This window comes from Rhizobium sp. S152 (genome assembly GCF_030380735.1).
Lineage (GTDB): Bacteria > Pseudomonadota > Alphaproteobacteria > Rhizobiales > Rhizobiaceae > Rhizobium.
Map to the genome: position 1 here is coordinate 563,610 of NZ_JAUDRZ010000002.1, position 23,915 is coordinate 587,524.

23 protein-coding genes are annotated in these 23,915 nt (G+C 58.6%); 14 read left to right on the forward strand and 9 right to left on the reverse strand.

The genetic code is table 11. The annotated features are described in order from the left end of the window. The first annotated feature begins 285 nt into the window (after nucleotides 1–285). From QTL95_RS03875 to QTL95_RS03915, 9 genes are all read left to right on the forward strand, one after another. Nucleotides 286–1,311, forward strand: a complete 1,026-nt coding sequence (locus QTL95_RS03875; protein WP_289718638.1) for a LacI family DNA-binding transcriptional regulator — start codon at nucleotides 286–288, stop codon at nucleotides 1,309–1,311. Between the two features lie 144 nt (nucleotides 1,312–1,455). After that, nucleotides 1,456–2,793, forward strand: coding sequence for an extracellular solute-binding protein (locus tag QTL95_RS03880; protein WP_289718639.1), 1,338 nt, complete (start codon nucleotides 1,456–1,458; stop codon nucleotides 2,791–2,793). A 62-nt stretch (nucleotides 2,794–2,855) separates the two neighbouring features. Then, on the forward strand, nucleotides 2,856–3,788 hold the full coding sequence (locus QTL95_RS03885; protein ID WP_289718640.1) for a carbohydrate ABC transporter permease: 933 nt from the start codon (nucleotides 2,856–2,858) through the stop codon (nucleotides 3,786–3,788). Beyond that, nucleotides 3,781–4,605, forward strand: coding sequence for a carbohydrate ABC transporter permease (locus QTL95_RS03890; protein WP_112533373.1), 825 nt, complete (start codon nucleotides 3,781–3,783; stop codon nucleotides 4,603–4,605). Before QTL95_RS03885 ends, QTL95_RS03890 begins: the two co-directional genes overlap by 8 nt. A 28-nt stretch (nucleotides 4,606–4,633) precedes the next feature. Further along, a complete protein-coding gene (locus tag QTL95_RS03895) occupies nucleotides 4,634–5,398 on the forward strand; it encodes an SDR family NAD(P)-dependent oxidoreductase (protein ID WP_289718641.1) in 765 nt (254 codons plus the stop codon). A gap of 56 nt (nucleotides 5,399–5,454) precedes the next feature. Further along, complete coding sequence (locus QTL95_RS03900) at nucleotides 5,455–6,543, forward strand: ABC transporter ATP-binding protein (protein WP_289718642.1); 1,089 nt, start codon at nucleotides 5,455–5,457, stop codon at nucleotides 6,541–6,543. Nucleotides 6,544–6,594: 51 nt separating this feature from the next. Next, entirely contained in the window at nucleotides 6,595–7,365 is a 771-nt protein-coding gene (locus tag QTL95_RS03905; protein ID WP_289718643.1) for an SDR family NAD(P)-dependent oxidoreductase, read from the forward strand. 67 nt (nucleotides 7,366–7,432) lie between these two features. Then, a complete protein-coding gene (locus tag QTL95_RS03910; protein WP_289718803.1) occupies nucleotides 7,433–8,077 on the forward strand; it encodes a nucleoside/nucleotide kinase family protein in 645 nt (214 codons plus the stop codon). 126 nt (nucleotides 8,078–8,203) lie between these two features. Next, a complete protein-coding gene (locus tag QTL95_RS03915; RefSeq protein ID WP_289718644.1) occupies nucleotides 8,204–9,073 on the forward strand; it encodes a D-psicose 3-epimerase in 870 nt (289 codons plus the stop codon). A gap of 295 nt (nucleotides 9,074–9,368) precedes the next feature. Here QTL95_RS03915 and QTL95_RS03920 read toward each other — a convergent pair whose 3' ends face one another. Together QTL95_RS03920 and QTL95_RS03925 are read right to left on the reverse strand one after the other, a co-directional pair. Further along, entirely contained in the window at nucleotides 9,369–10,289 is a 921-nt protein-coding gene (locus QTL95_RS03920) for a PfkB family carbohydrate kinase (RefSeq protein ID WP_289718645.1), read from the reverse strand. A gap of 106 nt (nucleotides 10,290–10,395) precedes the next feature. Then, entirely contained in the window at nucleotides 10,396–11,484 is a 1,089-nt protein-coding gene (locus tag QTL95_RS03925; protein ID WP_289718646.1) for a LacI family DNA-binding transcriptional regulator, read from the reverse strand. A 264-nt stretch (nucleotides 11,485–11,748) separates the two neighbouring features. On the opposite strand from QTL95_RS03925, the gene QTL95_RS03930 reads away from it, so the two are divergent. The 3 genes from QTL95_RS03930 (at nucleotide 11,749) to QTL95_RS03940 (ending at nucleotide 14,362) form a co-directional block, all read left to right on the forward strand. Then, the gene (locus tag QTL95_RS03930) at nucleotides 11,749–12,594 is read left to right on the forward strand and encodes a transporter substrate-binding domain-containing protein (protein WP_289718647.1); all 846 of its coding nucleotides are present in this window, start codon (nucleotides 11,749–11,751) and stop codon (nucleotides 12,592–12,594) included. 65 nt (nucleotides 12,595–12,659) lie between these two features. After that, on the forward strand, nucleotides 12,660–13,574 hold the full coding sequence (locus QTL95_RS03935) for an amino acid ABC transporter permease (protein WP_289718648.1): 915 nt from the start codon (nucleotides 12,660–12,662) through the stop codon (nucleotides 13,572–13,574). Next, nucleotides 13,574–14,362, forward strand: coding sequence for an amino acid ABC transporter ATP-binding protein (locus tag QTL95_RS03940; protein ID WP_289718649.1), 789 nt, complete (start codon nucleotides 13,574–13,576; stop codon nucleotides 14,360–14,362). The genes QTL95_RS03935 and QTL95_RS03940 overlap by 1 nt, the downstream gene beginning before the upstream one ends. Before the next feature lie 18 nt (nucleotides 14,363–14,380). On the opposite strand, the gene QTL95_RS03945 is transcribed toward QTL95_RS03940, so the two are convergent. The 3 genes from QTL95_RS03945 to QTL95_RS03955 are packed head-to-tail and all read right to left on the reverse strand — an operon-like array spanning nucleotide 14,381 to nucleotide 17,069. Next, the gene (locus QTL95_RS03945; protein WP_289718650.1) at nucleotides 14,381–15,319 is read right to left on the reverse strand and encodes an ornithine cyclodeaminase; all 939 of its coding nucleotides are present in this window, start codon (nucleotides 15,317–15,319) and stop codon (nucleotides 14,381–14,383) included. Between the two features lie 12 nt (nucleotides 15,320–15,331). Continuing rightward, complete coding sequence (locus QTL95_RS03950; protein ID WP_289718651.1) at nucleotides 15,332–16,042, reverse strand: GntR family transcriptional regulator; 711 nt, start codon at nucleotides 16,040–16,042, stop codon at nucleotides 15,332–15,334. Between the two features lie 25 nt (nucleotides 16,043–16,067). After that, nucleotides 16,068–17,069 carry an SIS domain-containing protein gene (locus QTL95_RS03955; protein WP_289718652.1) on the reverse strand — a complete coding sequence of 334 codons (1,002 nt, stop codon included), beginning with the start codon at nucleotides 17,067–17,069 and terminating at the stop codon, nucleotides 16,068–16,070. Between the two features lie 134 nt (nucleotides 17,070–17,203). Here QTL95_RS03955 and QTL95_RS03960 point away from each other — a divergent pair, with 134 nt between their 5' ends. Further along, the gene (locus QTL95_RS03960; RefSeq protein ID WP_289718653.1) at nucleotides 17,204–18,685 is read left to right on the forward strand and encodes an FAD-dependent oxidoreductase; all 1,482 of its coding nucleotides are present in this window, start codon (nucleotides 17,204–17,206) and stop codon (nucleotides 18,683–18,685) included. Nucleotides 18,686–18,870: 185 nt separating this feature from the next. On the opposite strand, the gene QTL95_RS03965 is transcribed toward QTL95_RS03960, so the two are convergent. The 4 genes from QTL95_RS03965 to QTL95_RS03980 form a co-directional block, all read right to left on the reverse strand. Further along, nucleotides 18,871–19,383, reverse strand: a complete 513-nt coding sequence (locus QTL95_RS03965; protein ID WP_289718654.1) for an NUDIX hydrolase — start codon at nucleotides 19,381–19,383, stop codon at nucleotides 18,871–18,873. Between the two features lie 270 nt (nucleotides 19,384–19,653). After that, complete coding sequence (locus tag QTL95_RS03970; protein WP_289718655.1) at nucleotides 19,654–20,253, reverse strand: GNAT family N-acetyltransferase; 600 nt, start codon at nucleotides 20,251–20,253, stop codon at nucleotides 19,654–19,656. Then, a complete protein-coding gene (locus QTL95_RS03975; RefSeq protein WP_289718656.1) occupies nucleotides 20,250–21,416 on the reverse strand; it encodes a Gfo/Idh/MocA family protein in 1,167 nt (388 codons plus the stop codon). Before QTL95_RS03975 ends, QTL95_RS03970 begins: the two co-directional genes overlap by 4 nt. 36 nt (nucleotides 21,417–21,452) lie before the next feature. Next, nucleotides 21,453–22,676, reverse strand: a complete 1,224-nt coding sequence (locus QTL95_RS03980) for an ROK family transcriptional regulator (RefSeq protein WP_289718657.1) — start codon at nucleotides 22,674–22,676, stop codon at nucleotides 21,453–21,455. Between the two features lie 171 nt (nucleotides 22,677–22,847). Between QTL95_RS03980 and QTL95_RS03985 the strand changes: the two genes are divergently transcribed. After that, the gene (locus QTL95_RS03985; protein ID WP_289718658.1) at nucleotides 22,848–23,801 is read left to right on the forward strand and encodes an extracellular solute-binding protein; all 954 of its coding nucleotides are present in this window, start codon (nucleotides 22,848–22,850) and stop codon (nucleotides 23,799–23,801) included. Nucleotides 23,802–23,915: the final 114 nt, after the last annotated feature.

Below are 23,915 nucleotides of genomic sequence, written 5' to 3' on the forward strand. Positions count from 1 at the left end.
ATATCTAACGCATTGATGTATCGTACTTTTTAACTTCTATCGATTGGGAAAAATTGCCGGCCTCAAGTTCGAATCCCTTCAAGAACACATCGCGGCGAACCCTTGACCCTCTCGTGACCGACCATCTGATGCCAGGGATCAGCGAGACCACGTTGCTTGAGAAGCGCGAAGGGCAAAGCGCCGTATCGAATATGAAAAGAATCCACTTGCTAACCCATGAAACTCTGTTAAAACGATTTACGTAAATCGATTTTCATGCGTAGTCTGCAGGAGGAGGCAGGCAGTATGGTTGTCTCAATTAAAGATGTCGCACAGCGGGCCGGGGTCTCTCCAGGAACGGTATCGAATGTCTTCAGCGGCAATCGAGCGGTCAAGCCTGATCTGGTCGAACGTGTTCGGTCCGCCGCGACAGAGCTTGGTTATCAGCCGGACCGCGCCGCCTCCCAACTTCGTGCGGGCAAAGCGAAAATCGTTGCTGCGCTCGTCCCCGACTTGAACAACCCGTTCTTCACGACCTTGATTGCCGCCATCGAGGCGAGCGTTCGGGGGGAGGGCTACGATATTATCGTCTCGAGCTCTCACGGCAATGCAGACGAAGAGGCCAGCCGTCTGTCCGCTCTCCTTGGATGGAAGCCCACGGGAGTAGTCATAATTCCATGTACTGACGAGTTCGCCAGCCGAGAGCTTCTTTCGAGCAGCGGCGTTCCGTTCGTAGTTGCGGACCGGGTTCCGTCGCAGTTCGACGGAGACGCGGTCACCGTCGACAATGTCGATGCTGGCGTGAAGGCGACCGAACACCTTGTAGCACTTGGGCATCGGCAGTTTGTCGTCGCTGCCTCTTCGATGATGCTGCAGAACATCCGAGAACGTTGCGAGGGCATTCAATCTGTGCTGACCAGAGAGGGATTGCCAGCGCCGACGCTGATCGAGGTCGGCCTCGATTTCGATACTGCTGCGGATCGACTTGGTACCTTCATGGAAGGCGAGCGCCAAGCGACCGCATTCATCGCGCTGACGAACTTCGCAACATTGGGGATTCTTGCTTCTGTAAACAAGAATGGATTGTCGGTCCCACGGGATATCTCGGTGTTGGGGTTCGACGATTATTCGTGGATGCACGCCTTCAATCCGCCACTGACCGCTATTCGGCAGCCAGTGGAAGATATGGGGCGGGCTATCTGGAACAGGCTGCGTGGCCATCTCGACGATGAGAATGAGCCGGCCGCGCGCGAGAAATTACTGTGTAACTTGGTTGTCCGAGCGTCGACAGGCGCGCCGGCAACCGGTGTGGGTACGCTCCGCCTAGCGTGAGGAGTCACGCGCGGAGATAAACGTCGCCAACAATCGAGGACCAATGTGGTGGAGCGATTCACCGCACCAGGAAGGCTTTGTCGACGCGCGGGCGCGCCGTCGCAAGCCATGGGAGAGCGCGCCTTAAATCTGGAGGAGTACCACATGCTACATGCGAAATTGATCGGCTCAATCTCCGCCGTGGCGATGCTCGCAGCATCCGCCGCCGTGGCCCAGGAAATCGACTGGAAGAGCCAGCTCGGCGATCACTCAGGAAAGACGCTTCGTGTGATGACCATCACCGATCCGTTCATCGACTCGATGAAGACGGTCAAGGACGGGTTCACGAAGCTGACCGGCGCGAACGTTGAAATCGACGGCTATGGCTACGACGCGCTGCATGAAAAGGAGCTTCTTTCGTGCTCCCAGAACGACAGCAGCTATGACGTGATGCTCATCGACGGCATCTGGCTCGGAGAATTCGCCGAGGCGGGTTGCCTCGATCCGGTGGAAGACAAGATCGCCGAGAACCCCGACGTATATTCGTGGGACGACTTCACGCCGGCTGCAGCAGGGCAGGCAAGCTGGGAAGGCCAGCGTGTTTGCCTTCCCGTCGGCATCTACTATGAACTGATGTACTACCGTACTGACCTGTTCGAGAAGGCCGGGCTGAAGGTTCCGGAAACATTCGAGGAACTGAAGAAGGCAGCCGCCACCTTCACCAACAACAAGGATTTCCCTGGCGTTTACGGATACGCCATGAACAACAAGCGCGGCGCGGCAGCAGGCCAGCAGTGGTTCGAATGGATTTACAGCGCTGGCGGGAAGCCTTGGGCATCGAACGACATCGGCTCGAAGGAGCCCTACAAGGACCAGACGCCACTCTTTAACTCGAAGGAATCCGTCGATCTCGTCCAGTTCTTCCGCGACATGGTCGCCTACGGCCCTCCGGGCGTGGAATCCTTCGCATGGGATGAGCGAGCCAATGCGTTCGCCGCGGGCAAGCTGGCGATGATCAACGACTGGTCAGTCCGCGCGCAAATCGCAAACGATCCCAAGCAGAGCCAGATCGCCGGCAAGTTCAAGGCCGCGTTGATGCCGCACAAGGACGGCGGCAAGACGATCACACCGGTCGGCGGATGGATTGCCTGCGTCAACACGCACGGTGCCCAGAAGGATGCTGCGTGGGACTACCTCAAGTGGTTCGCGAGCAAGCCGGTGCACCGCGACTTCGTCATGGCCGGCGGACCGCCGAGCCGTCTGTCCGCAATGGAAGACAAGGAAGTTCAGGCCAAGTTCCCATGGACGTCCGTGCTTCTTGAAGGCCAGAAGGACTCCTGGGCTGAAGTTCGCCCTCGTCACTCGGTTGCCTTCCAGCTCATCGACACCGTCGGTGCGCAGGTGAACAAGGCGATCATCGGCGAGAAGAGCCCCAAGGACGCCATGGACGGCGCGAACGCTGACGTGACCAAGCTCCTCAAGGAAAACGGCCAGCTTAACTAACTCGTTTCCGAGGGCGGGCCACCCGCTCGCCCTCGGCATCTAATTTACCGGAGGATTTCACGATGGCTAACGCCGTTATGCAGGCTGGCGCGCCCGCGGCAGCGCCACGACGCTCTTTCATTCACGGCGATCGGTTCCAGATGACGGCGTTCATCGCACCGACTTGCATTTTTCTGGCGATGCTAACCATCTGGCCGTTCCTCTACTCGGTTTACCTAAGTGTGCATTCCGTCAAGCTGACGGCCATGAAGCGCGCGGTCTTCGTCGGTGCTGGCAATTACATCAACCTGTTGAGCGACACCCTTTTTCTCCGTGCAATGCTGAACACCGGCCTGCTCGCCGTGGTGTCGATCGCATTCGAGATCGTCATAGCCTTCATCATCGCGAAAGCCTTCGTGAGTCTCAGCCACCTCAAGTGGGTCAACGGATTGCGCTCGCTCTTCATGCTGCCGATGATGGTGACACCACTTATCGTTGGGATGATCTTCTCATACGTCTTCAACCCGGTGCTGGGTATCGCGAACTACCTGCTCGGTGGTGTCGGCCTTGGCCCGGTTCCCTGGTTCGGCGAGTCCACTGCAGCGATGTTGTCGATCCTCTTGATCAACATCTGGCAATGGACCCCGTTCATGATGTTGCTCATCATGGCCGGCCTGCTGTCGATCCGATCGGACCTTTACGAAGCGGCTCGCGTTGATGGAGCCAAATGGCATCACGTCCTCACGCTGCTTGAGATACCTTCTATCAAGGGCATCGTTCTTCTCGGCGTCATTCTTCGCATCATCGACACTTTGCGGTTTTTCGACGTGGTCTACGTGACGACGCGCGGTGGTCCAGGGGATTCCACGATGGTCCTTACGCTCTACGCCTATCAGCAGAACTTCCAGTTTTTCCAGGCAGGCGTTGGCTCGGCCGCAGCCGTCATCATCCTCGTCGTCTCGACGATCGTCACAACCTTCGCCGTGAGGCTCCTCAGGAGGATTGAAGATGAATAGTACCTTCCGCCCCCGCGATCTCGGTCCGCTCGCCCTGGTTCTCCTGTTTGTGTTTATGTCGGTGGCACCCCTTCTGTGGTTGACGCTCGGTGCTTTCAAATCCACTGCCGAGCTTATCGCCATACCGCCCGTCTGGATTCCGAATTTTGCGAACTTCCAGAACTTCTACGATGTGATCACGCAGTTCTGGCCATTCATCGCCAATTCGCTCATCGCTACCATTGGCGCTACTATATTGGCCCTGGTTCTTGCGGTTCCGACGGCGTTCGCCTTGGTCAACCACCGCTTCCGCGGCCGCGAGGCACTGGCGGACTGGATTTTGTCGACCCGCATGATGCCACCGATCGCGGCTGCCGTCCCGCTGTTCGTGATCTTCAGAGGGGTCGGGCTGCTCGACTCTCTTTTGGGCCTAATAATCGCTTACGCCGGCTTCAACCTGCCGTTCGCCGTGTGGATGACCATGTCGTTTATCCGGCGCGTTCCCAAGGAACTCATCGAGGCCGCGCGCCTGGAAGGCTGCACCTGGTGGCAAGTGCTCAAGGACGTGGTTCTCCCGCTCAGCAAGAGCGGACTGGCGGCGGTGGCCACGTTTGTCTTCATCTTCGCATGGAATGAATTCATGCTGGCGCTATTCCTGACGACACGCGAGGCCAAGACCTTCCCCGTGGTGATTTCGTCCTTCGTTGGAACCGGGCGTGTTTACTGGGAATACATCGCGGCCGCCTCGGTCATCCAGTGCCTGCCGCCGGTGCTGTTCACCTTCTTCATGCAGAAACACATCGTCTCCGGCGTCACAATGGGCGCTGTAAAAGACTGACACCAAAAACTCGATAGGGAGAATACTGATGATACCCCAACGCGGAAACAAAAAGGCTGCACTAGTAACGGGCGCTTCCCGTGGCATCGGCCGGGCGATCGCTGAGCGACTGGCGGCCGAAGGCTACCGGGTGTTCGCTGTCGACCTCAATGCTCGCGAAGCCGAATTGGCGGACCTGGTCGCCACTGCCGAAGCGAATGGCGGACGGTGCGAGATTTCCTACTGCGACGTCAGCGACCCGTCGTCGGTCGACGCGATGGCGCGCGATGTTCTGGAAAGAGCCGGCCGCCTCGACGTACTTGTCAATAATGCTGGCGTGCGGTCGGTGCACACGGCCGAGAACATCGAGCCCGATGAATGGGACCGGATGTTCGCCGTCAACACTAAGGGCACCTTCCTCGTTACCAAGGCATTCCTCGCGCAGTTCATTTCGAACGGCAACGGCCGCGTGATCAACATCGCCTCGATCGGCGGCAAGCTCGGCGGCCCCACAGAGACGCACTACTGCGCCTCGAAGGGAGCCGTGGTGAACTTTACTCAGGGTCTGGCGAGAGAAGTCGCCAAGAGCGGCGTCACCGTCAATGCGGTCTGCCCGGGCGTCATCGCGACGGACATGGGCCGTACACATCTCGAAGACCCGGAGACCCTCCGGAAGGTACTTGAGAAGACGGCAATGGGCCGTGTCGGTAATCCGGATGACATTGTCGGCGCGGTCGCCTTCTTTGCATCCGACGACGCCTCTTTCATCACCGGACAATCTTTGAATGTCGACGGCGGCATCATCTTCCACTGAAGTAATGCACCATTTGACCGCGGTGCTTGCGTGCCGACACTAACGGAGGAATTATCATGGGCCAGATAACGCTGGAGAATGTCGTCAAGAGTTTTGGCGAGTTCGAAGTTATCCGCGACGTCAGCCTGACGATCAACGAAGGCGAGTATGTGGTCTTCGTCGGACCGTCGGGTTGCGGGAAGTCATCGCTTCTCAGGCTAATCACAGGTCTGGAAGACGTCTCCAGCGGCCGCGTCGTGATCGACGGCCGGGATGTGACCCATGTCGCTCCTTCCGAGCGGCATCTGGCTATGGTTTTCCAATCGTACGCCTTGTTCCCGCATCTGACGGTCGAGGAGAACATCGGCTTCGGACTCCGGGTATCTGGGCGACCGAAAGCCGAGATCAAGGAACGGGTGCTTACCGCTGCGCGGGCGCTTGCTTTGGAGCCGTATCTCGAACGTCTTCCACGGCAGTTGTCCGGCGGTCAGCGTCAGCGAGTGGCTATCGGTCGCGCCATCGTGCGTGCGCCGACCGCCTTTTTGTTCGATGAGCCGCTTTCCAACCTAGACGCAGCGTTGCGCGTCCAGATGCGGCTCGAACTGATCCGCCTCCACGACGAGCTCAAGACAACCATGATCTACGTGACCCACGATCAGGTAGAAGCCATGACCATGGCCGACCGCATCGTGGTCCTGAACGCCGGCAAGGTGGAGCAGTTCGACACGCCGATCGCGCTTTACGACGATCCCGCCAACAAGTTCGTCGCGGGGTTCATCGGTTCACCCAAGATGAACTTCATCGAGGGGACCACGGCCGGCGGAAACCGGATCGAGACCTCAGCGGGTGGTATCGATATCGCCAACCTCAAGGCACCGCTCAAGTCAGGCAAGGTGACGTTCGGCATCCGTCCGGAACATCTTCGTTACGACCGTCACGTGGGCCTCTGGACTGGGACCATCCTCGTTGAGGAGCAACTCGGCAGTGACGCTTACTTCACCGTGGATGTGAAGGCACTGGGAACGCTGACCGTTCGAGCGGTTGGTGAACGCGGCTACCGTCGCGGCGACACCATTTTCCTGACACCGGACCCCGCGCGCTCGCATGTGTTCGGTGAGGATGGGCACGCGCTCACCGCACCAGGTGTAGCCTCCGTCGCTGCGTAACATTCGCCCGCGCGGCTTGAGCACGTAATTTATTCTGAAAGGAAGCATGCCATGTACATGGAAAAATTGAGGCTTGACGGCAAGCTTGCAGTGGTGACTGGCGGTAGCCGCAGTATCGGTCTCGCAATCGCCGAGGCGCTCGCTGAAGCTGGAGCCAAGGTAATCCTGCTCGACCGTGACGCTGGCTCGCTGGAAGAGGGTAAGGCCTCTTTGGCCGCCAAGGGATTCAACGCACTATCGCATGTGGTCGACGTCACAGACTCCGCAGCCGTGCAGACGGCAGCCGACACCATCGCGAAGGAACACGGCGCTGCCGATATCCTCGTTGCAAACGCAGGGATCGGACGTCCGCCGGTTGCCGCTGAGGACGTTGAAGACGCTGATTGGCTCGCGGTCCATGATGTGAATCTTAACGGCGTCTTTTGGTGCGATCGCGCATTCGGTCGTCACATGCTCGCCAAGGGCTCTGGATCGATCGTTAACATCGGCTCAATGTCGGGTCTGATCGTCAACCGGCCACAGGGGCAGTCTCATTACAACGCCTCCAAGGCCGCTGTGCATCATCTCACCCATTCGCTAGCCGCTGAGTGGGCAGGGCGCGGCGTACGCGTGAACTCCGTAGCACCCACTTACATCGAGACGCCCCTGATCAGCCATGCAGAAGCCAGCGGTCTTGCGGCCGAGTGGCGGCGCGACACGCCGATGGGTCGTTTTGGGCAGGCCCATGAAGTCGCCAGCGTCGTGCATTTTCTGGTCTCGGATGCAGCCAGCCTCATGACAGGCGCGGTGGTGCCGGTCGATGGCGGGTTTACCTGCTGGTGACAATGTTTCTGGCCCTATCGTTCAAGCGGGGCGGTGCCGAATGACTGGAACTCTGAATGGAAATTTCATGAGCAGCATAGAAGGTAATGCGCATCAGATCGCGGATATCGCAAGGAAGCGGTTCGCCGACGAGAAAAGGCGCGTCTTGGTTGCCGTTGCCGGCGCACCGGGTTCAGGGAAGTCGACATTGGCAGAACGCGCGGTCGAACTCCTAAATGAGGGCAAAGTTGGATGCGCGGCGCTGTTTCCAATGGACGGCTACCATTACGATGACGTCGTGCTTGAAGCCGCAGGACGCAGGCCGTTCAAGGGCGCGATCGACACTTTCGATGCACATGGTCTCCGGCACATGCTTCTTCGCCTCAAGGAAAACGCTGACGACGTCGTTGCTGTCCCGGTTTTCGACCGCACAATCGAAATCGCCCGCGCGGGTGGCAGGCTTATCCCGCAATCCGTGGATATCCTCGTCTGCGAAGGCAACTACCTTCTTGCGGAACAAGCGCCGTGGGACAGGCTCAAATCGATCTTCGACTTCACAGTCTTCGTAGACGTTAGCGAGGACAATCTGCGGAAAAGACTCCAGGATCGCTGGTCGTCCTACGGACTCGATCCAAAGGAAATCAATCGCAAGGTCGAGGAGAATGACGTCCCGAACGGCCTTGCCATCATATCTGGCAGTTCGGAACCCGATCGCCGCATCGACAACAACTAGCCGCCCATCCGAACCGATGACCCCATCGGTTCACTGCCTTCGGCCCCAGGTGGTTCCACCGTCTTCGACGGTGGGTTCTCCCTGCGCGCCATCAACTGACTATAGCTCAAAATCAAGGAGGCTCTTATGAAGCACGGAATTTACTACTCCTACTGGGAAAAAGAATGGAGCGCCAAATTCGGACCCTACGTTGAGAAGGTTGCCAAGCTCGGCTTCGACGTCATCGAAGTCGCCGCACATCACATCAATTCCTACAGCGATGCTGAACTCGTGGCGATCCGCCAGGCTTCCAAGGACAACGGCATCATTCTTACGGCCGGCATCGGTCCGACGAAACAGAAGAATCTGTCATCGCCGGACGCTGACGTGCGCAAGGCGGGCAAAGCTTTCTTCGAGCAGACGCTGACGAACGTTGCCAAGCTGGATATTAAGTCGATCGGCGGCGCGCTCCATTCTTACTGGCCTGTCGACTATACGCAGCCGGTCGATAAGATCGGCGATCGGGCGCGCGGCGTCGAAGGCATCCATGGTATCGCGGACTTCGCGAACAACCTGGGTATCAACCTATGCATCGAGGTGTTAAACCGGTTTGAAAATCACGTCCTCAACACCGCCGCCGAAGGCGTGGCCTTTGTCCAGGACGTCGGCAAGTCGAACGTCAAGGTGATGCTGGATACTTTCCACATGAACATCGAGGAAGACAGTTTCGGCGATGCTATCCGCACTGCCGGACCCTTCCTCGGGCACTTCCATACGGGGGAAAACAACCGCCGCGTTCCGGGGACAGGACGTATTCCGTGGCACGAGATTGGTCTCGCGCTTCGCGAAATCAACTACACGGGCGCCGTTGTGATGGAACCCTTCGTCAAAACAGGTGGCGGCATTGGATCAGACATTCGCGTATGGCGTGATCTGAGTAATGGGGCGACCGAGGCCAAGTTGGACGAGGACGCGCGGAACTCTCTCGCATTCTCGCGGTTTGTACTCGGAGCTTGATCCAGCGCAGGTATGGGGATTGGTTGTGTTGCAGGGTTTGAGATTGAGATTTTGATTTCCCGGACGCAAAAATGAACTGCACTCGGCCTGCTTCAGCGGGCCGAGTGCAGCGTAATGCAGTCCTATGCTCGAGCCTTTTGGAGGCGGCCACAGAGAGAAGACAGAACCCGTTAAGTCCAGGCTTATCAATTGCTTGACGGGTCGGAATGACGTGCCGCGGGTTCATATTGCGTCAAGACCACACTCTCACTGGTTTGCTTCATTCAAAAAAACAACGGTAGAACCAAGCCAAACTTCAATCAACCTCTACTGGAGGCGATGTCGGCAATTGGACGTCGTTGTGATCGGCAGCCGGTCTCGTGGTGGCGTAGACCTGCTCAAGCGTCATCATATTACGAAGATCAACCGACATCGTTGCTGAATAGCCGAAAGCGCCAGGCGTCAGACAGGTTTCGGCGGCGGCTGCCGCTGCAGCGGCAAGTAGCGTATCGGGGTCGTCGCCTCTTAGCAGACCAACCAGCACGCTGGCGATGAAGGTGTCGCCGGCGCCGAGCGTATCTACCGCATCGACGGGCTGAACGGGGACGTCGAAAAGTCCGGCCTCACCGATGAGCAGCGCGCCTTCGCCTCCTCGTGTTACCAGGCTCCACTGCGCCCCGTGATCTCGAGCAGTCCCAGCAAGCGCAACGGCCTCTTGTCTTGACAGGCCACCACCCGAAAACGCTAACAGGAAGCAATGCGGTGCCACGGTCGCCACCCGGTCCGGGTTGTGGACTGTAGCAAGGTCATAGGACACTTTTGCTTTTGCGGCAAAACGAGGAAGCCAAGCATCTACATGGCTCGAGCGACCGGTGTGAACGGCATCGAAGTCATCGATCTGTGCCAAGTCACCGGCATTGGGGGCGATAATCGACGGGCCGAGATTGGCGCCCACGAATACCCGGTCTCCATCTTCGGTCTCGATCACACAGTACGCCGTTTGACCCCCAGCGGTCCTCATCAAGGAGGTATCGACGCCCTCGGCGTCGAGTGAGGCCCTGATCAACCGCCCCGCATCGTCGTCACACACTGCACCAACGTACGCTGTCTTGGCCCCGGCGCGCTTAGCAAACACTGCGTGGTTCACGCAATTTCCACCAGGATACATCAGGCCCTGGTCGCGATAGCAATCAACGACATTGTCACCAAAAGCCAAGATTCTAACGGGAGCGGACATTCAACGATCCTGAGAAGGTAATGAGAACGTTCTCATTTAGAGCTGATTGCTTGGGATTGCAAATTCTTTGTTCTGCGCGAGCGGACGTAAAGTTTTGATAGTCGTTTCAGACGCGGGAAACAGAGCCGCGTAGGATCAACTCGGCCGGCATAAGGACAGTGCGGCTTGGGTATTCTTCGCCACGTATCCGCTCGAGCAACATGCGGGCAGCAGCTTCACCCATGGCCAGTCGCGGCTGGGATACGGTAGTGATGCCGGGGCGCAGGAAACTCATCCAGTCGAGGTCGTCGAAGCAAACGAGCGACAGATTCTCCGGTACAGAAAGCTTCAGCATCGTAAGCGCGCGCATGGTCCCCTCTGACATGGTGCCGTCGGTCGTGAACAGTGCTGTGGGTGGATGAGCGCTGGTCATGGCGGGCGGAACAACGTCCTGCGCCGCCTGGGCGGAATAGCTGCCGGCGCGCATGATAAGGCGAGGGTCGACGGTCAGGCCACCGATGCGATGGGCACGAATGTATCCAAGAAGCCGCTGCCAGCTTGGATAAAGCGTTTCGCTTTCGATCGGATCACCGGCGATCGCATGGCTCACGAACTGGTCAAGGGTCATGAAATTTTCGTCGACAAGTTCCGCGACAATGCCGATCCGCCGGTGGCCTTCGCCGATTAGATGGCGGACTGCCTGTTCGGCAGCTGCGATATTGTCAGTCGCGACCCGGTCGACCATGAGGCCGCCGACGGCGCGATCGATCAACACGAGTGGCATGCCCATGGCTTTGATACTGAATAGGTGGCGAGCCCTGCGCGTATCGATCGGCGTAACGATCAGCCCGTCGACCTGCTTTTGCGCCAAAAGCTCGACGGCGTGGACTTCGTGTGCTGGAATTTCGTCGCTATTGGTGATCAGCAGGCCAAAGCCGTTAGCATCGGCGACGTTGGAAATGCCACGGATGACGGAGGCGTAGAACGGGTTCTGGATATCGCCGGCAACCACACCGAGCGTCCGCGTCTTTCCTGTGATCAGGCTGCGGGCGAGCGCGTTCGGCCGGTATCCGAGTTCTTGCGCGGCCTTAAGTACCTGCTCCTTTTTCTCCTCGCTGGTATATCCGTAATGTCCCAACACGCGGCCTGCCGTCGCGGTCGACACGCCTGCGGCCCGCGCGACATCAGCGATCGTCGCCTTGCTCTTAGAGCTCATAGCTCATTCCTTCTCACAATAACCGATCAAAGCAGAGAAAAATCTGATTATCGGATGGCAACGGAAAGCGACCGTCACTGAAGCTCTAAAAGCATTCGAGACCGATTTCAACGAGACGATCGAGTAATTAAAGCGATGCAGCGCTTGACGAGCTGCCAATCTCCGTGTCTGATATGTGAGAACGTTCTCGCCCAAGAATTTCATGTGGCAGGGAATGAGGGAACGACACCGATGGGAAAATGCCCATTCAAAAGGAGGGTTTAAATGCTAAAGTCATTGTTTACCGGATGTGCTCTGGCAGCCATGCTGTCTTGTCCAGCATTTGCCGATGTTATTCCTGCCCTGCACGACGCGCTGCCGCCGCAGTATAAGGAAAAGGGCATCAAAGCCGCTGTTTTCAACGATTGGGCACCTGACGAATTCACCGATGCCGATGGCCAGCTAAAAGGATGGAGCGTTGATATCGCGAAGGAGATCGAAGATCGCCTCGGCGTTCCCTTCACCTTCGAAGGCACGAGCTTTGACGCGATCATCCCGGGGCTGATGGCAAAACGTTTCGACGCCGGCTTCTCCTCTTTTGGTACCACGGCCGAACGCCTCAAGACGATCGACTTCGTGTCCCAGCGCAAGATCGGCACCTCGCTTGCCTATCCTGCAGCCAGCAAGCTCGATATCAAAAATACCTCCGAAGTCTGTGGCCTGACGATCGCGGTCCTGAACGGGTCCTGGGACCTTGACCTGATGGAAAAGCTCAACGCCAACGAGTGCAAGGATAAGCCGGTCATCGTACAAACCCACGGCACCCAGGCGCAGGCCGAACTTGCTGTACGCTCCAATCGCGCCCAGGCTACAGCGGCGGCCTCGGTCAAGCTCGCCTACATGGCCAAGCAGACCGGCGACATGAAGGTGTCGGAACTCGTGCTTGCGGCTGTCAATAGCTGCATTGGCGTACGCAAGGGCGATCCGCTCGGGAAAATCATGACCGATGCCATTCAGTCGATGATCGACGATGGCTCTTATGAAAAGATCATGACCAAGTGGGGCATCAACGACTCTGGTGTTCTGAAAAAGGCGCTCCTGATCACCGAAGAACACCCGGCAGATCTCTAACAATTAGCGCCGGCCATCTGTTCTTATCGGATCGGCCGGCGCTCGCCACTGCAGAAAGAGCCTCCATGTCCGACCACCCGAACCGCCCCGCAATCCACGAGATCAAGCCGATCGCTGTACCCAGGGTCGGTCATTGGGTCGGCGGCATTCTTCTCGCGGTGTTCGCCATCATCTTCCTGCAGGTGCTGGTAACCAATCAGAACATGCAGTGGAATGTGGTCGGCCAGTATATGCTGAATCCGGCTATCCTCTCAGGTCTCGGCATGACGCTTGTCCTCACAGTGCTCGCCATGGTCATCGGGCTTGCGATTGGTGTGCTGCTGGCGATCATGCGCCTGTCGTCAAGCCAGGTATTCCAGGCGGCGAGTTGGGCTTGGATCTGGTTCTTTCGCGGCGTGCCGCCACTGGTGCAGATGATCTTCTGGTATAATCTGGCGCTTCTGCTGCCGGAGGTCTCAATTGGGATCCCCTTTGACGGACCCAAGCTCTTTTCTTGGAATACAAACGAGCTAATCACGCCGTTCAGCGCCGCGATCATGGGACTTGCGTTCACCGAAAGCGCCTACGCCGCGGAGATGATCCGCGCCGGTATCCAGGCGATCAACGCTGGCCAGACCGAGGCGGCGGCAACGCTCGGCTTGACTCGGGGCCAGACGCTACGCCGTATCGTACTACCCCAGGCGCTGCGCATCGTCATCCCGCCCATCGGCAACGACACGATCTCGATGCTGAAGTTCACCTCTCTCGTCTCCGTGCTGGCCCTGCCGGACCTGCTTTATTCCGCACAGATGGTCTACGCACGCACCTACCAAACCGTGCCGTTGCTGCTCGTCGCGACAATCTGGTACCTCGTGCTGACGACTATCCTCACCGTGGTGGAGCATGCCGTTGAGCACAGGCTAAAATCCGAACATAACACCGACACGAAGAAGGCCGGTGGCTTCTTCAACCTGTTCGGGCGCCAGCAGGAGGCAATCTGATGTGTGGGACGACGAATGGCGAACCGCTGTTGAAGGTCGAACGCCTTTACAAGAGATTTGGCAATCTCGAAGTGCTCCGCGGCATCGATTTGTCCGTCAATCGAGGCGACGTCACCTGCATTGTTGGCCCTTCCGGTTCGGGCAAGAGCACGCTCTTGCGTTGCTTGAACTATCTGGAGAAGCCGACCGGCGGCGCCGTCTTCCTGCATGGCGAGCCGGTCGGGGTCCGCTGGAAGGGCGACAAGCTCTACGAAATGAACTTCAACGAACTTGCCCGCCAGCGCCAGCGCATGGGAATGGTGTTCCAAGGGTTTCATCTGTTTCCGCACAAGACGGCTCTGGAGAACGTGATCGAGGCGCCAATGCTTGTGAAAGGCGTCTCGCGCGCCAAGGCGACAGAGGAGGCCATGGTGCTTCTCGAGCGCGTTGGCATGAAGGAACGCGCGGGCTATTATCCCGCACAGCTCTCAGGCGGTCAGCAGCAACGCGCCGCGATCGCCCGATCGCTGGCGATGAAGCCGGATGTCATGTTGTTCGACGAGCCGACCTCTGCTCTTGATCCCGAGCTTGTCGGCGAAGTGCTGGCCGTTATGCGCCAGCTGGCGAACGACGGGATGACAATGGTGGTCGTCACCCATGAGATGGGGTTCGCCCGGGATGTCGCCGATCATTTGGTCTTCATGGATGGCGGTGTCATCGTCGAGCAGGGCAAGCCAGTTGATGTGCTGACCCGTCCGCAGCATGACCGCACCAAGTCCTTCCTGGCGCGCGTGTTGGCCGACGCCTGAAGCGTCGACCAGCCGGAATTAGCCAATTGTGTCCGCGAGCGCCGAGGCGGTAAACAGATCGAGATGCGCTCCGCCATTGTTCTTGAAGATGGTGATCTCGTCGGGTGACGTCCGACCGGTGGCTTTGCCCTGAACGAGTTCGAAGAGGTCTCCTCTTACCGCGTCCCAAGTGATGGCTCCTGACCCAACCGCTTGAGAAAGATCGCCGCCGCCCGTCATGTTGTTGCGGCTGTCCACGAAGATCGTTCCGCGCGACAGGGCTTCATCATCGGCCTCCCGTAGGGTCGGTAGATAGGCGCCGACGAGATCAAGATGGGTGCCAGGCCGTAGCAATGCGCCCTTGATCAGCGCCTTGTCCGACATGGTGACGCAGGAAACGATATCGGCACCACGCACGGCGGCGTCGAGATCTTCGGTAACGAAAACGTCGATGCCTTTTTGCCGCAAGTGATCCGCGACGGCTGCCGCTCGGGCGGGAGTCCGGTTCCAGATGGCGACCCGCTTTAGCGAGGGACGGGCGGCAAGATGCGCTTCTGCGAAATAAGGGGAGAGGGCCCCTGCGCCGACGATGAGCAAGTTCTCGACGTTATCACGGGCGAGAAGCGTTGCGCCAAGCGCGGAGTCCGCTGCCGTCTTGCGTGCGGTCATCGCTGCGCCGTCGGCCGCCAGGCGCGGGGCGCCGGTTGCGCCGTCGAATAGGGCCACCAAGCCTTGTACGGCTGGCTGCGGCGGCTCGAGGGACGCGTTCCGCGCAAAGACGCCGACCATTTTGACTACGATCGGACCGCCTGGCGCCCAGCCGGGCAGAGTTACGAACTGCCCCTCACCATTGGCGGGATCGGATTGCACGACGACCTCGCAAGCCGGCATGGGACCGAGATGCGCCTTGCGCAGCGCTTCAATGAGGATGGGCCAGGACAGGGCCGCATGGACGGAAGCGGCGTCGAAAACCTGCATGTGAGGAGCCTTTCAGGTCTTGATCGTGTAAGTAACGAGGTTGCTCGGCGTGATGAGCTGGGAGAGGGCTAGAGGTCGGCCGTCGGCGTCCGTCACAGTCTTTTCGATCCGATAGACTGGCTGCGATGCGGTGACAGACAGGATGGCGCGCTCGGCCGGTGCTGCGAAACCGACATCGATCTGCCGCTCCGCATGAGCTGGAATGACGCCGGCCTTGTCGCGCAAGGCAGCGAAGAAGGACTGGCCGGCGGCGACAGGCGCGACGACTTCTGGAAAGCGTGCCGCGTCGAACCACAGCGTCTCCAGCGTCATCGGCATGCCGTCGTTTTCCAGCAGACGATCAAAGCGGATGAGGGAGATGGCATCGAGCCGCTCGCACACGGTTGGCGCATCGGGCTTGTCATCGCGTAAGAGGATGCGATGCCCGGCCTTGCGCCCCAGACCATCCATCGTTTCGGAAAACCCGGAAAGCGAGACGAGCGTCTGGCGTACTTTGCCTGGCAGGACGAGCGTTCCTCGTCCCTGCTGTCGCTGCAGTCGGCCGGCTTCGCAAAGATCGCCGATAGCCCGCCTCAGCGTAATGCGGCTGACGCCATAGAGCGCCATCAGCTCGGGTTCGGGCGGCAGAAAACCACTCTCCGTAAACTGGCCAGCGTCTATGCTGGCCAGGATGGAGCGCCGAACCTGTTCGTAAAGGGGTAAGATGTTTTCCTGGTCTTCCATCCGTCCCCGATCCGGTTGTCTCTGCTCAGTAAGTGATCTTCTTCATGTAGCGGCGCGCCTCAAGCATTTCATGGCTGCGCAGCTCAGCGACCTTATAGGCGAAGCGCCACAATGTGTCGAAGAAGATCAGCGGCACTAGATTGCCGCGGAAAGCTGGGTCGATGCCCTCGAGATCGAGCGCTTCGGCGTCGAGCACCAGGATGTTTTCCGCCGATCCAAAGCGATGAAGGAATTCGTCGGCGCGCTGCTCAAGCGGCCGCGTGCTGTCGACACCCTTGAGGAGGATGAAGGAGCGTTTCTTGTCGAGGACCTCGAACGGTCCGTGGAAGAACTCATTGGCATGGATCGCTTGGCTGTTGATCCACTGCATTTCCATCAGCACGCAGATGGCGAAAGAGTAGGCTGCGCCATAACTCGCGCCACTGGCGACTGTGTAGATGACGTCTTCCTTGGCAAAGCGCGGTGCAAAATCCGCAAAGATCGGCGCAAAGGTCTCGTGCGCCCTGTCGATAGCCGGCTGAAGCTTCTGCAGGCTGTCGATCAGAGTTGCCGTCAGATTCTTACCGCCGGTCTTGGCGACCAAGCCGATGACCAGTTGATAGATGCGCGAATAATTGCTGTTCACAGCATCGATCGGCACGCCGGTGGTGTAGGGGGCTTCGAAGTCGACAGTGTAATCGACCGCCTTTGCGAGCGGCGAGGCGGGCTCGACCGTCAGGCCGATCGTCGTCGCACCATTCGAGCGGGCGAACTCTGCCGCAGCCGTGGTCTCCTTTGTGGTGCCAGTCATGGAGCACAGGATAACCAGCGAACCCTTTCCGAGTGAACGCGGCGCCCGCGCCGTGAACTCCGCTGCATTGTAGACGTCGGACGGCAGCGGGGAATGCTGGTCTAGAAGAAACTTTGCCGGGTGCATGATCGACAGCGAACCGCCGCAGGCGATGAAGAATACATGCTTTACGCTGCCCGCATCGATCGCGGAAAGGGCGGCGCGGACGCCGGAGTCGAAGGTGTCGGGGAGGGCCATTGTGGTTGCCTTTCGATAGGACGTTATAATACGTATTATATAAAATCATCTCGTGGTCAACTGTCTTGACAGCTCGGAGAATTTTTTGCGAACGTTCTCACATTATATCAACACCGGCAGGAATGGACGCAGCTATGGCTGACATCTACGACACTCTCGTTATCGGCGACGGTATCATTGGCGCAGCCGCCGGCCAGGAGCTGACGGCGGCCGGATTTAGGACTCTTCTAGTCGAGCGCGGTGACTATGGGTCGGGGACATCAAGCAAGACGTCGCGCTTGCAGCATTGCGGGCTCGGCTATCTCTCGGCTGCCAGCAGCTCCATCACCGCCTTCCTGTCGCGGCCGCGCAATGCGATCGAGTGCTTTAGCCTGATGCGCCGCTCGATGCAGGGTAGGGCGGAGTTCGTCCAGGCAGCGCCGGAGCGGGTCAAGCCGGTGACCTTCATCGTGCCTCTGACAAAAGAAAACGCTATTCCGCGGTGGAAGGCTTGGCTTGCCTTTCGCCTGATGGCGGCTAGCGACGGCGGCAAAGTTCCGCTGGATCTTCGCTTGCTGCAGCCGAAAGAGGCGCGTGAGCATCCTGCACTACAAGGGATGGCTGGACTCGACGAGATTGGCGGGGCGATGATGTTCACCGAGTACCAGTACCGATGGCCCGAGCGCATCGTCGTCGATGCAGTCATGGCGGCGCGAGCAATGGGCATGGAAGCGTTCAACTACACCGCGGTGACTGGCCTGCGCCGCCTGGGGGATCTCTGGCAAGCAACGCTGACCGACGATAAGGGATCGCGCGAGGTCACGGCGCGTGCGGTGGTCAACTGCGCCGGTGTATGGGTGGACGAGATGATCGCCATTGCCGGCAAGCCGGAACTGCGCCGCAATACGGGAGAGAAGGGCACGAACATCGCCCTACGCCTGCCAAAGGCTCTTGCCGGCATGGGTTTCGAGACCGTGACGCCAAGCGGTTCCCCTTTTTATCTAATTCCTTGGGGCGACTTGCACTATGTCGGCCCGTGGGACTCGAAATCGGATGGCAATCCGGAAGGATTCCGTGCGAACGAAGCGGAGATTTCCGCCATCCTCGATCAGCTTGTCCGGCTCTTTCCGGGCTTTGGTCTGTCTCGTAGCGATGTTCTCTATTCCTGGGCAGGCGTGCGCCCGCGCAGCCTTGGTGCTGATGGCCAGAATACCTCGCCAAGCGTACGGGAGCACGATATGAGTGATTCCGGCCTGCCGAATTTCTTCACATTTACGGGTGGCCTGCTGATGACACATCGCGATGCCGGCAGGCGCCTCAGCCGCGCGGTTGGTCGTCGATTGTCGCCGTCGCTGCAGGCGACTTCGTCCAATTACGTTGCACCTGCTTCGACGAATTTGGGAGAAGTGAGTGAGGCATCAATAGCACACGCCGTAGGCAGTGAGCAGGCACGCACGCTATCCGATATCTTACGTCGGCGTCTGTCTGTTGGATGGGAACCTGACCTTGGCATGTCTCAAGCGCGCGCCGCCGCAGACCTAGCCGCGCCACACCTCGGCTGGTCGGCTGCGGAAGCGGCCGCCCAGCTGGCGGCCTTTATGGACGAAGCGCGTTGGGAATTTGGTCTTGATCCTTAGTGAAAGCATACGCAGTTTAGATGAGATCGCGCTCACATCTGAGCGAAATTTCGTGGTGGGCTACATTGCTGATTAACCTGCGGAAAAGGCTTTTTTTGCTCAGCCACGGTTGCTATCAAGTGATGCCGAGATCATTGGTCCGGTATCGCAGGAACGGTTGTCTGCGAGATGCCCGGTTCCGTTCTTCAGGTTCTAGGTTTGAAATCCACCAAGAGCGACTTCAACTCTATCTCGCGAACGCGCCTTGCGGCTTCTTCAGGAGACACCCAGGCAAGGATCCGTTGGCCTTTCTCCTTGTAGTTATCACTCTGTTCGGTGACCAGCATCTGAAACACGTCAACGATGGTTGGAGCGACGTCGCCGTCGTCCAGCAGCTTTAGGTAGGTGTATCGTCCAACCGGCTCTTTTCGAATGTGCCCTTCGACGCCAGCTTCTTCCCAAGCCTCGATCTCGGCCGCTTCGTGCGGCTTTTTCCTCTTCATTGGCCATCCTTTGGGAATGATCCAGCGACCACTGTCCCTAGACGTCAAAACAAGAATCTGCAGATCCTGCTGCTTGCCGACATAGCGGAAGCAAAGTACGGCGAATTGTTGGCGAAACGATCCCGTGAACAGCTTGTCGGGGTTCGCCGCGAGCTGCTGCAGCAAACTTGGTGGCTTCGTCGGCGCAAGTCTCTGCGTTGTCTTCTTGGTGCTCATGCGACGCTCATGAATTAGGAAAGCCAAACCTTCATACGCACTGCGGGAGGAACAAGATGAACATCAAGGGTTCTAATCGAGTTCCCGGGATAGGATCGTCGACAGCTGCGTTGTCGTTACGCTCGAGTGGCCCAAGCCGTCGGATTTGCGGATTTCAAGACTATGTTTGTTCAGCATGTCCGGTCGAGAAATAGAGAACGCCAACGCTACAGTTCGAGGCAGACCCAATTGCCTCCAGGGAAGAGATGCCGAAGTTCGCCGCCGTGGCGGCTATATGCTCTTTGTCATAACGATGGATGGCAGTCTTGCAATCTCATTGAAGCCAAGCTTCCGGTAGAAGTCAGCGACAGGCTCATTCATGTGATTGATGCCGAGATGGACGCCGTGGGCGCCCGCAATCTTTAGCGAGATCAGAAGCTCTTCCAGCAGGGTCGTCCCCAGGCGCTTTCCTTGTGCTTCGGGCAGCAGATTGATATGCAGGTGCGCCGGATAGTGCGATACGATCTCGCTTGGTGAAATCTCAGGACGCCGGATGTAGTCGAGCACGTATCCATCACCTGGGGCTGACGGCATTTTGTCCGTGAACTGCCGGCGCAGTTCCGGCCACCAAGCGCGCTCCAACTCCGCTTCGAAGCTTGCGGTATCCACGGCGCCCACGGCATACCCAACAACTTTCCCCAAACGCGTCAGCACCAAAGCAGTCTCCGGGTTGAATGTCAGGTACGGTAGCGCCCAGATGAGCCCGGGATATCGGTGATCGCTGTAGAGGCTTCGGCCATCGTGGCCGGCATCGGCCGTCCGCACGCAGATATCGAGGATCGCCTCCGCGTCACCATGCACTGCCTTGCGAATATCGAACCCCTCGTTCATGCCGGCACCGTGACTGGCTCGCCCTGCAACGCTGCGTCGAATTTCTCCCAGGTCTCGGCCATTTCGATCACTCGTCTGTCTCGCCGTGCTTCATCAATCTTGACGGCGGTCAGTCCGGCTTCAAGCGCGTCGATGACTCCAACAGGCAACGAGGCGCCATGGAGGAGATTTTCTGCGATATCGGCGGCCATTTGGTCGTCGGCACCGTAGTGGTCGCTCTCATCTCCCGCGTAGCGTCGCTCGGCCAGCAATTGACCGGTCGATGCGGCGTGGACCGTGAAGTTGTTTCGTACGAAGTCGCCTTCCGCCGTGCCTTTTGAGCCGACGACACAGAAGCGGCGGAATTGGTTCGGAACATTCAAATTGGCGTGAAACGCCATCGTGGCTCCGCTTTCGTATTCGATAAGCGCAGTCTGATAGTCAATGATGTCGGCGTCGCTGTCGAAGACCTTTTCCGTTGTGTTCCACCCGCTTGGCTTGCGGAAATACTGATCGCGCTCGGCGTTCGTCATCATCTCCGGGGCGTTCTGCGGCACGAAGGATTTGCGACCGCCGAAGCTTGACACCGCGCTCGCTCTTTTCCCCACAACGCTCGCGTAGATGTCCAGGTCGTGGCAGCATTTCTCAAGGATGTAAGGGCCGGCGAAACGCTCGTAGCGCCTCCAATCGCGCATGAAGAACGCGCCATGATAGGGGGCGATATGTTCGGATGCCTCGATGGAGACGACCTCACCGATCTGCCCGGTCGCCTGCGCGTGACGGAGGTCACGATAGAGGTCGGAGTAGCGCAACACCAGGCCCACGAGGACCCGGTCGCTTCCGTACTTCGCAAGAAGCGCCGCAAGCTCGAGTGTTTGGGCCTCGTTTATGACTACGGGCTTTTCCGTGAAGACCTTGAGGCCGCCGCGCAGCCCACTCTCTATATGTTCTAGATGGAACGTGTTGGGTGAGCCTACCATCAGGAGGTCGGCGCCGGACTGCGCTACCATCTCATCTACCGTATCGAACCGCCGGGAAACGAGAAGGCCCGCCTTCTCTATCTGCTGTAGTCCTGCGGGCTGCGGATCCACGAGCCCGACAATGGTCAGGTCGGGAGTTGCCTTCTGGAAGGACTGAAGAACGTTTGCCATGCGATAGCCAAGGCCGGCGACAGCAACTTTCATGGGATCTCCGATGCTTGTCAGGTGTCGAAATGCGGCCTAGCCGGCCACACGATCAAACTGTGTTTCTGGGTCGATGGGGATCTTGCGGCCGCGCATCAATGACAAGCGCCGAAAATCGGGACTGCCATGTGCGATGACGGGAAGCATCGCCGCGCCGACCGCCGAAGCGCTCGGGCCGAGCGTGCTTGTCAGCAGCCTTGGTATCTCACGCGCTCTGCGTGCCGCAACGGAAGGCATCAATGGATATGTGCGGTCGACCAGAGATCCAAGAATCGTCGGCGATATCGTTCCGCCGACAATTACCGTCTGCGGATCAAACAGGTTCTCGATGATGGAGACCAGCACGCGAAGCCTTTTCGCGTTAAATTCGAGCCAGCGCATCAGTCCGGTGTCTCGTTTCTGGTAGAGCCTATCGAGGGCGCCTTCCACTTCCAGCAGTCGAGCCTCGCAATTCATCGCCTGCGCGAGCTCATCGAGCGAGAATGGCGTGGCTGCAATTCCGGCTTCGGGCTGCAACTCACTTGGCCAGTTCAGCAAGCCGATCTCACCGGCATTGTTGAAGGCTCCCTGGAACGGCAAGCCATCGATTATGATGCCGGCACCCAGTCCGTGGCCGATGAACACGTAGACGAAATGCGTCAGGTCGACATCGCGGGGCGAGCCCAGCTCTGCGATTGCTGCCGACGTTGCATCGTTTTCGATGATCACGGGCTGACCGGAGGCTCGTTCAAGGGCATCGGCCAATTCGAAATTGCCCCAGGTCTGCCAGCCAGGCGAGCCGACGTAATGTTCGAAATCGGCTTCCTGCAAAGTCGGCATTGCAACGCCAATCCCCCAGCAAGGCGTGCCCCGGCACCGTTCGGCGATCTCCGCAGCGACGCTGGACATCAAGGCGACTGTCTCGCCTGGATCCACCCAGGGACTTTCGTTGTCGATGCGAATGATTTCCCGGCCCTTCAGGTCGCACAGCACGCCCGTCAATCGATCGCGATCGAGGTGAAAGCCGATGGAGCATCCGGCGCCGTCTGCCAGCGTCAGCAGCTTCTGCGGGGCGCCGCGCCCGCCGGCAGCCTGACTGGTTTCAGTGATCAGGCCGCGGTCGATCAGGTCGCGGGTGATGTTCGAGATGGTCTGTGGTTGCAGGCCGGTCAAATCAACCAGGTCGCCTCGACGAATCTCGGATTTCTGGCGGATGAGATCGAATACCAGTCGCCGATTGTAACGCCCGGAATAGGCGTGATTGTTGCCAGAGATCGCCACGAAGGCCCCCAATAATCCATTTAATGGATCATATATTGGCGAATCTGCCCCTGTCTAGCCTGCATTATTGCTGAGACTCCTATTTTCTTTGCACGATATGCGGTTGCCAATGGATTATTTATGCCATTTAATAGATTTATTGGTATCGGCAAAAACAAAGGGGAGCCGTCAATGATGAAGAAGTCTTTGGGAGCAGTGCTGTTTGCAGGCGTGGCGCTTGTTGCGGGCCACGGCATGGCGGCTGATCTTGTCGTTTACACATCGCATGGCGAAACCACGTCGGGGCCGGTGCTCGATGCCTTCAAGAAGGTGCGCCCTGATATCACCGTGACTGTCGTGCGCGGCGGTACGGGTGAGGTTGTCGAGCGGCTCCGCGCTGAATCGAAAAACCCGACAGCCGATGTGCTCTGGGGTGGTCCGACCCAGACGTTCGACGAAAACGGTTCTCTTTTCCAAGCTTACGAAAGCAAGACGGACGGCGATATGATCACCGTCGATCCGAACCATATCTGGCATCCCTATACGGTTCTGCTGCAGCCGATCATCGTCAGCACGAAGCGGGTCAAGGCCGGCGATCTTCCGAAGACGCAGGCGGATCTGGTCTCGGACAAGTGGAAGGGGCTTGGATCGCTGATCATTCCCGATCCGGCAAAATCCGGAACGGGCTACACTATTCTGTCGGCGCTTGCCGGGCAGATGGGCTGGGAGTTTGTGGGCAATCTCGCCAAGGGCGCCCGCATCGCGCCGGGATCCGATGATGCCTTCAATGCGGTTCGCGACGGCGAGGCGGCAGTCGGCTGGATCAACGAGGATCTGGGCGCCAAGTGGAAGGCCGGGGGACTGCCGATCGACGTCATCTATCCCACGGATGCCGTGACCGGTCAGGTCGATGCGCAGGCGATCGTCGCTGGCGCTCCGCATGTTGACGAGGCAAAGGCATTTATCGATTTTCTCGGATCGAAAGGTTCCCACGAAGTCGTGCGCGACGCAACGGTCAGGCGTTCGGCCCGCAACGATGTTACGCCGCCGAGCGTTCTCCCCGACATTGGTAGCCTCAACATCATCTCTCCGGTCGATCCCAAGCAGGTCGTCGTCGCACGCTTCCAGGAACTGACCGGCAAATGAGGTTCTGGCGCGATAATTGGCTGTTCTTTTCGATTGTCGCGCTCCTTGTCTGCATCGCGACCATTCTACTGCCCCAAATTAGGCTCCTGAGCGCCTCCGTCATCGGTGACGGAG

What these genes read in the sequence shown, in the direction of transcription:
- QTL95_RS03875 (WP_289718638.1), top strand. Translation starts at nt 286, where the DNA reads ATGGTTGTCTCAATTAAAGATGTCGCACAGCGGGCCGGGGTCTCTCCA.
- QTL95_RS03880 (WP_289718639.1), top strand. Translation starts at nt 1,456, where the DNA reads ATGCTACATGCGAAATTGATCGGCTCAATCTCCGCCGTGGCGATGCTC.
- QTL95_RS03885 (WP_289718640.1), top strand. Translation starts at nt 2,856, where the DNA reads ATGGCTAACGCCGTTATGCAGGCTGGCGCGCCCGCGGCAGCGCCACGA.
- QTL95_RS03890 (WP_112533373.1), top strand. Translation starts at nt 3,781, where the DNA reads ATGAATAGTACCTTCCGCCCCCGCGATCTCGGTCCGCTCGCCCTGGTT.
- QTL95_RS03895 (WP_289718641.1), top strand. Translation starts at nt 4,634, where the DNA reads ATGATACCCCAACGCGGAAACAAAAAGGCTGCACTAGTAACGGGCGCT.
- QTL95_RS03900 (WP_289718642.1), top strand. Translation starts at nt 5,455, where the DNA reads ATGGGCCAGATAACGCTGGAGAATGTCGTCAAGAGTTTTGGCGAGTTC.
- QTL95_RS03905 (WP_289718643.1), top strand. Translation starts at nt 6,595, where the DNA reads ATGTACATGGAAAAATTGAGGCTTGACGGCAAGCTTGCAGTGGTGACT.
- QTL95_RS03910 (WP_289718803.1), top strand. Translation starts at nt 7,433, where the DNA reads ATGAGCAGCATAGAAGGTAATGCGCATCAGATCGCGGATATCGCAAGG.
- QTL95_RS03915 (WP_289718644.1), top strand. Translation starts at nt 8,204, where the DNA reads ATGAAGCACGGAATTTACTACTCCTACTGGGAAAAAGAATGGAGCGCC.
- QTL95_RS03920 (WP_289718645.1), bottom strand. Translation starts at nt 10,289, where the DNA reads ATGTCCGCTCCCGTTAGAATCTTGGCTTTTGGTGACAATGTCGTTGAT.
- QTL95_RS03925 (WP_289718646.1), bottom strand. Translation starts at nt 11,484, where the DNA reads ATGAGCTCTAAGAGCAAGGCGACGATCGCTGATGTCGCGCGGGCCGCA.
- QTL95_RS03930 (WP_289718647.1), top strand. Translation starts at nt 11,749, where the DNA reads ATGCTAAAGTCATTGTTTACCGGATGTGCTCTGGCAGCCATGCTGTCT.
- QTL95_RS03935 (WP_289718648.1), top strand. Translation starts at nt 12,660, where the DNA reads ATGTCCGACCACCCGAACCGCCCCGCAATCCACGAGATCAAGCCGATC.
- QTL95_RS03940 (WP_289718649.1), top strand. Translation starts at nt 13,574, where the DNA reads ATGTGTGGGACGACGAATGGCGAACCGCTGTTGAAGGTCGAACGCCTT.
- QTL95_RS03945 (WP_289718650.1), bottom strand. Translation starts at nt 15,319, where the DNA reads ATGCAGGTTTTCGACGCCGCTTCCGTCCATGCGGCCCTGTCCTGGCCC.
- QTL95_RS03950 (WP_289718651.1), bottom strand. Translation starts at nt 16,042, where the DNA reads ATGGAAGACCAGGAAAACATCTTACCCCTTTACGAACAGGTTCGGCGC.
- QTL95_RS03955 (WP_289718652.1), bottom strand. Translation starts at nt 17,069, where the DNA reads ATGGCCCTCCCCGACACCTTCGACTCCGGCGTCCGCGCCGCCCTTTCC.
- QTL95_RS03960 (WP_289718653.1), top strand. Translation starts at nt 17,204, where the DNA reads ATGGCTGACATCTACGACACTCTCGTTATCGGCGACGGTATCATTGGC.
- QTL95_RS03965 (WP_289718654.1), bottom strand. Translation starts at nt 19,383, where the DNA reads ATGAGCACCAAGAAGACAACGCAGAGACTTGCGCCGACGAAGCCACCA.
- QTL95_RS03970 (WP_289718655.1), bottom strand. Translation starts at nt 20,253, where the DNA reads ATGAACGAGGGGTTCGATATTCGCAAGGCAGTGCATGGTGACGCGGAG.
- QTL95_RS03975 (WP_289718656.1), bottom strand. Translation starts at nt 21,416, where the DNA reads ATGAAAGTTGCTGTCGCCGGCCTTGGCTATCGCATGGCAAACGTTCTT.
- QTL95_RS03985 (WP_289718658.1), top strand. Translation starts at nt 22,848, where the DNA reads ATGATGAAGAAGTCTTTGGGAGCAGTGCTGTTTGCAGGCGTGGCGCTT.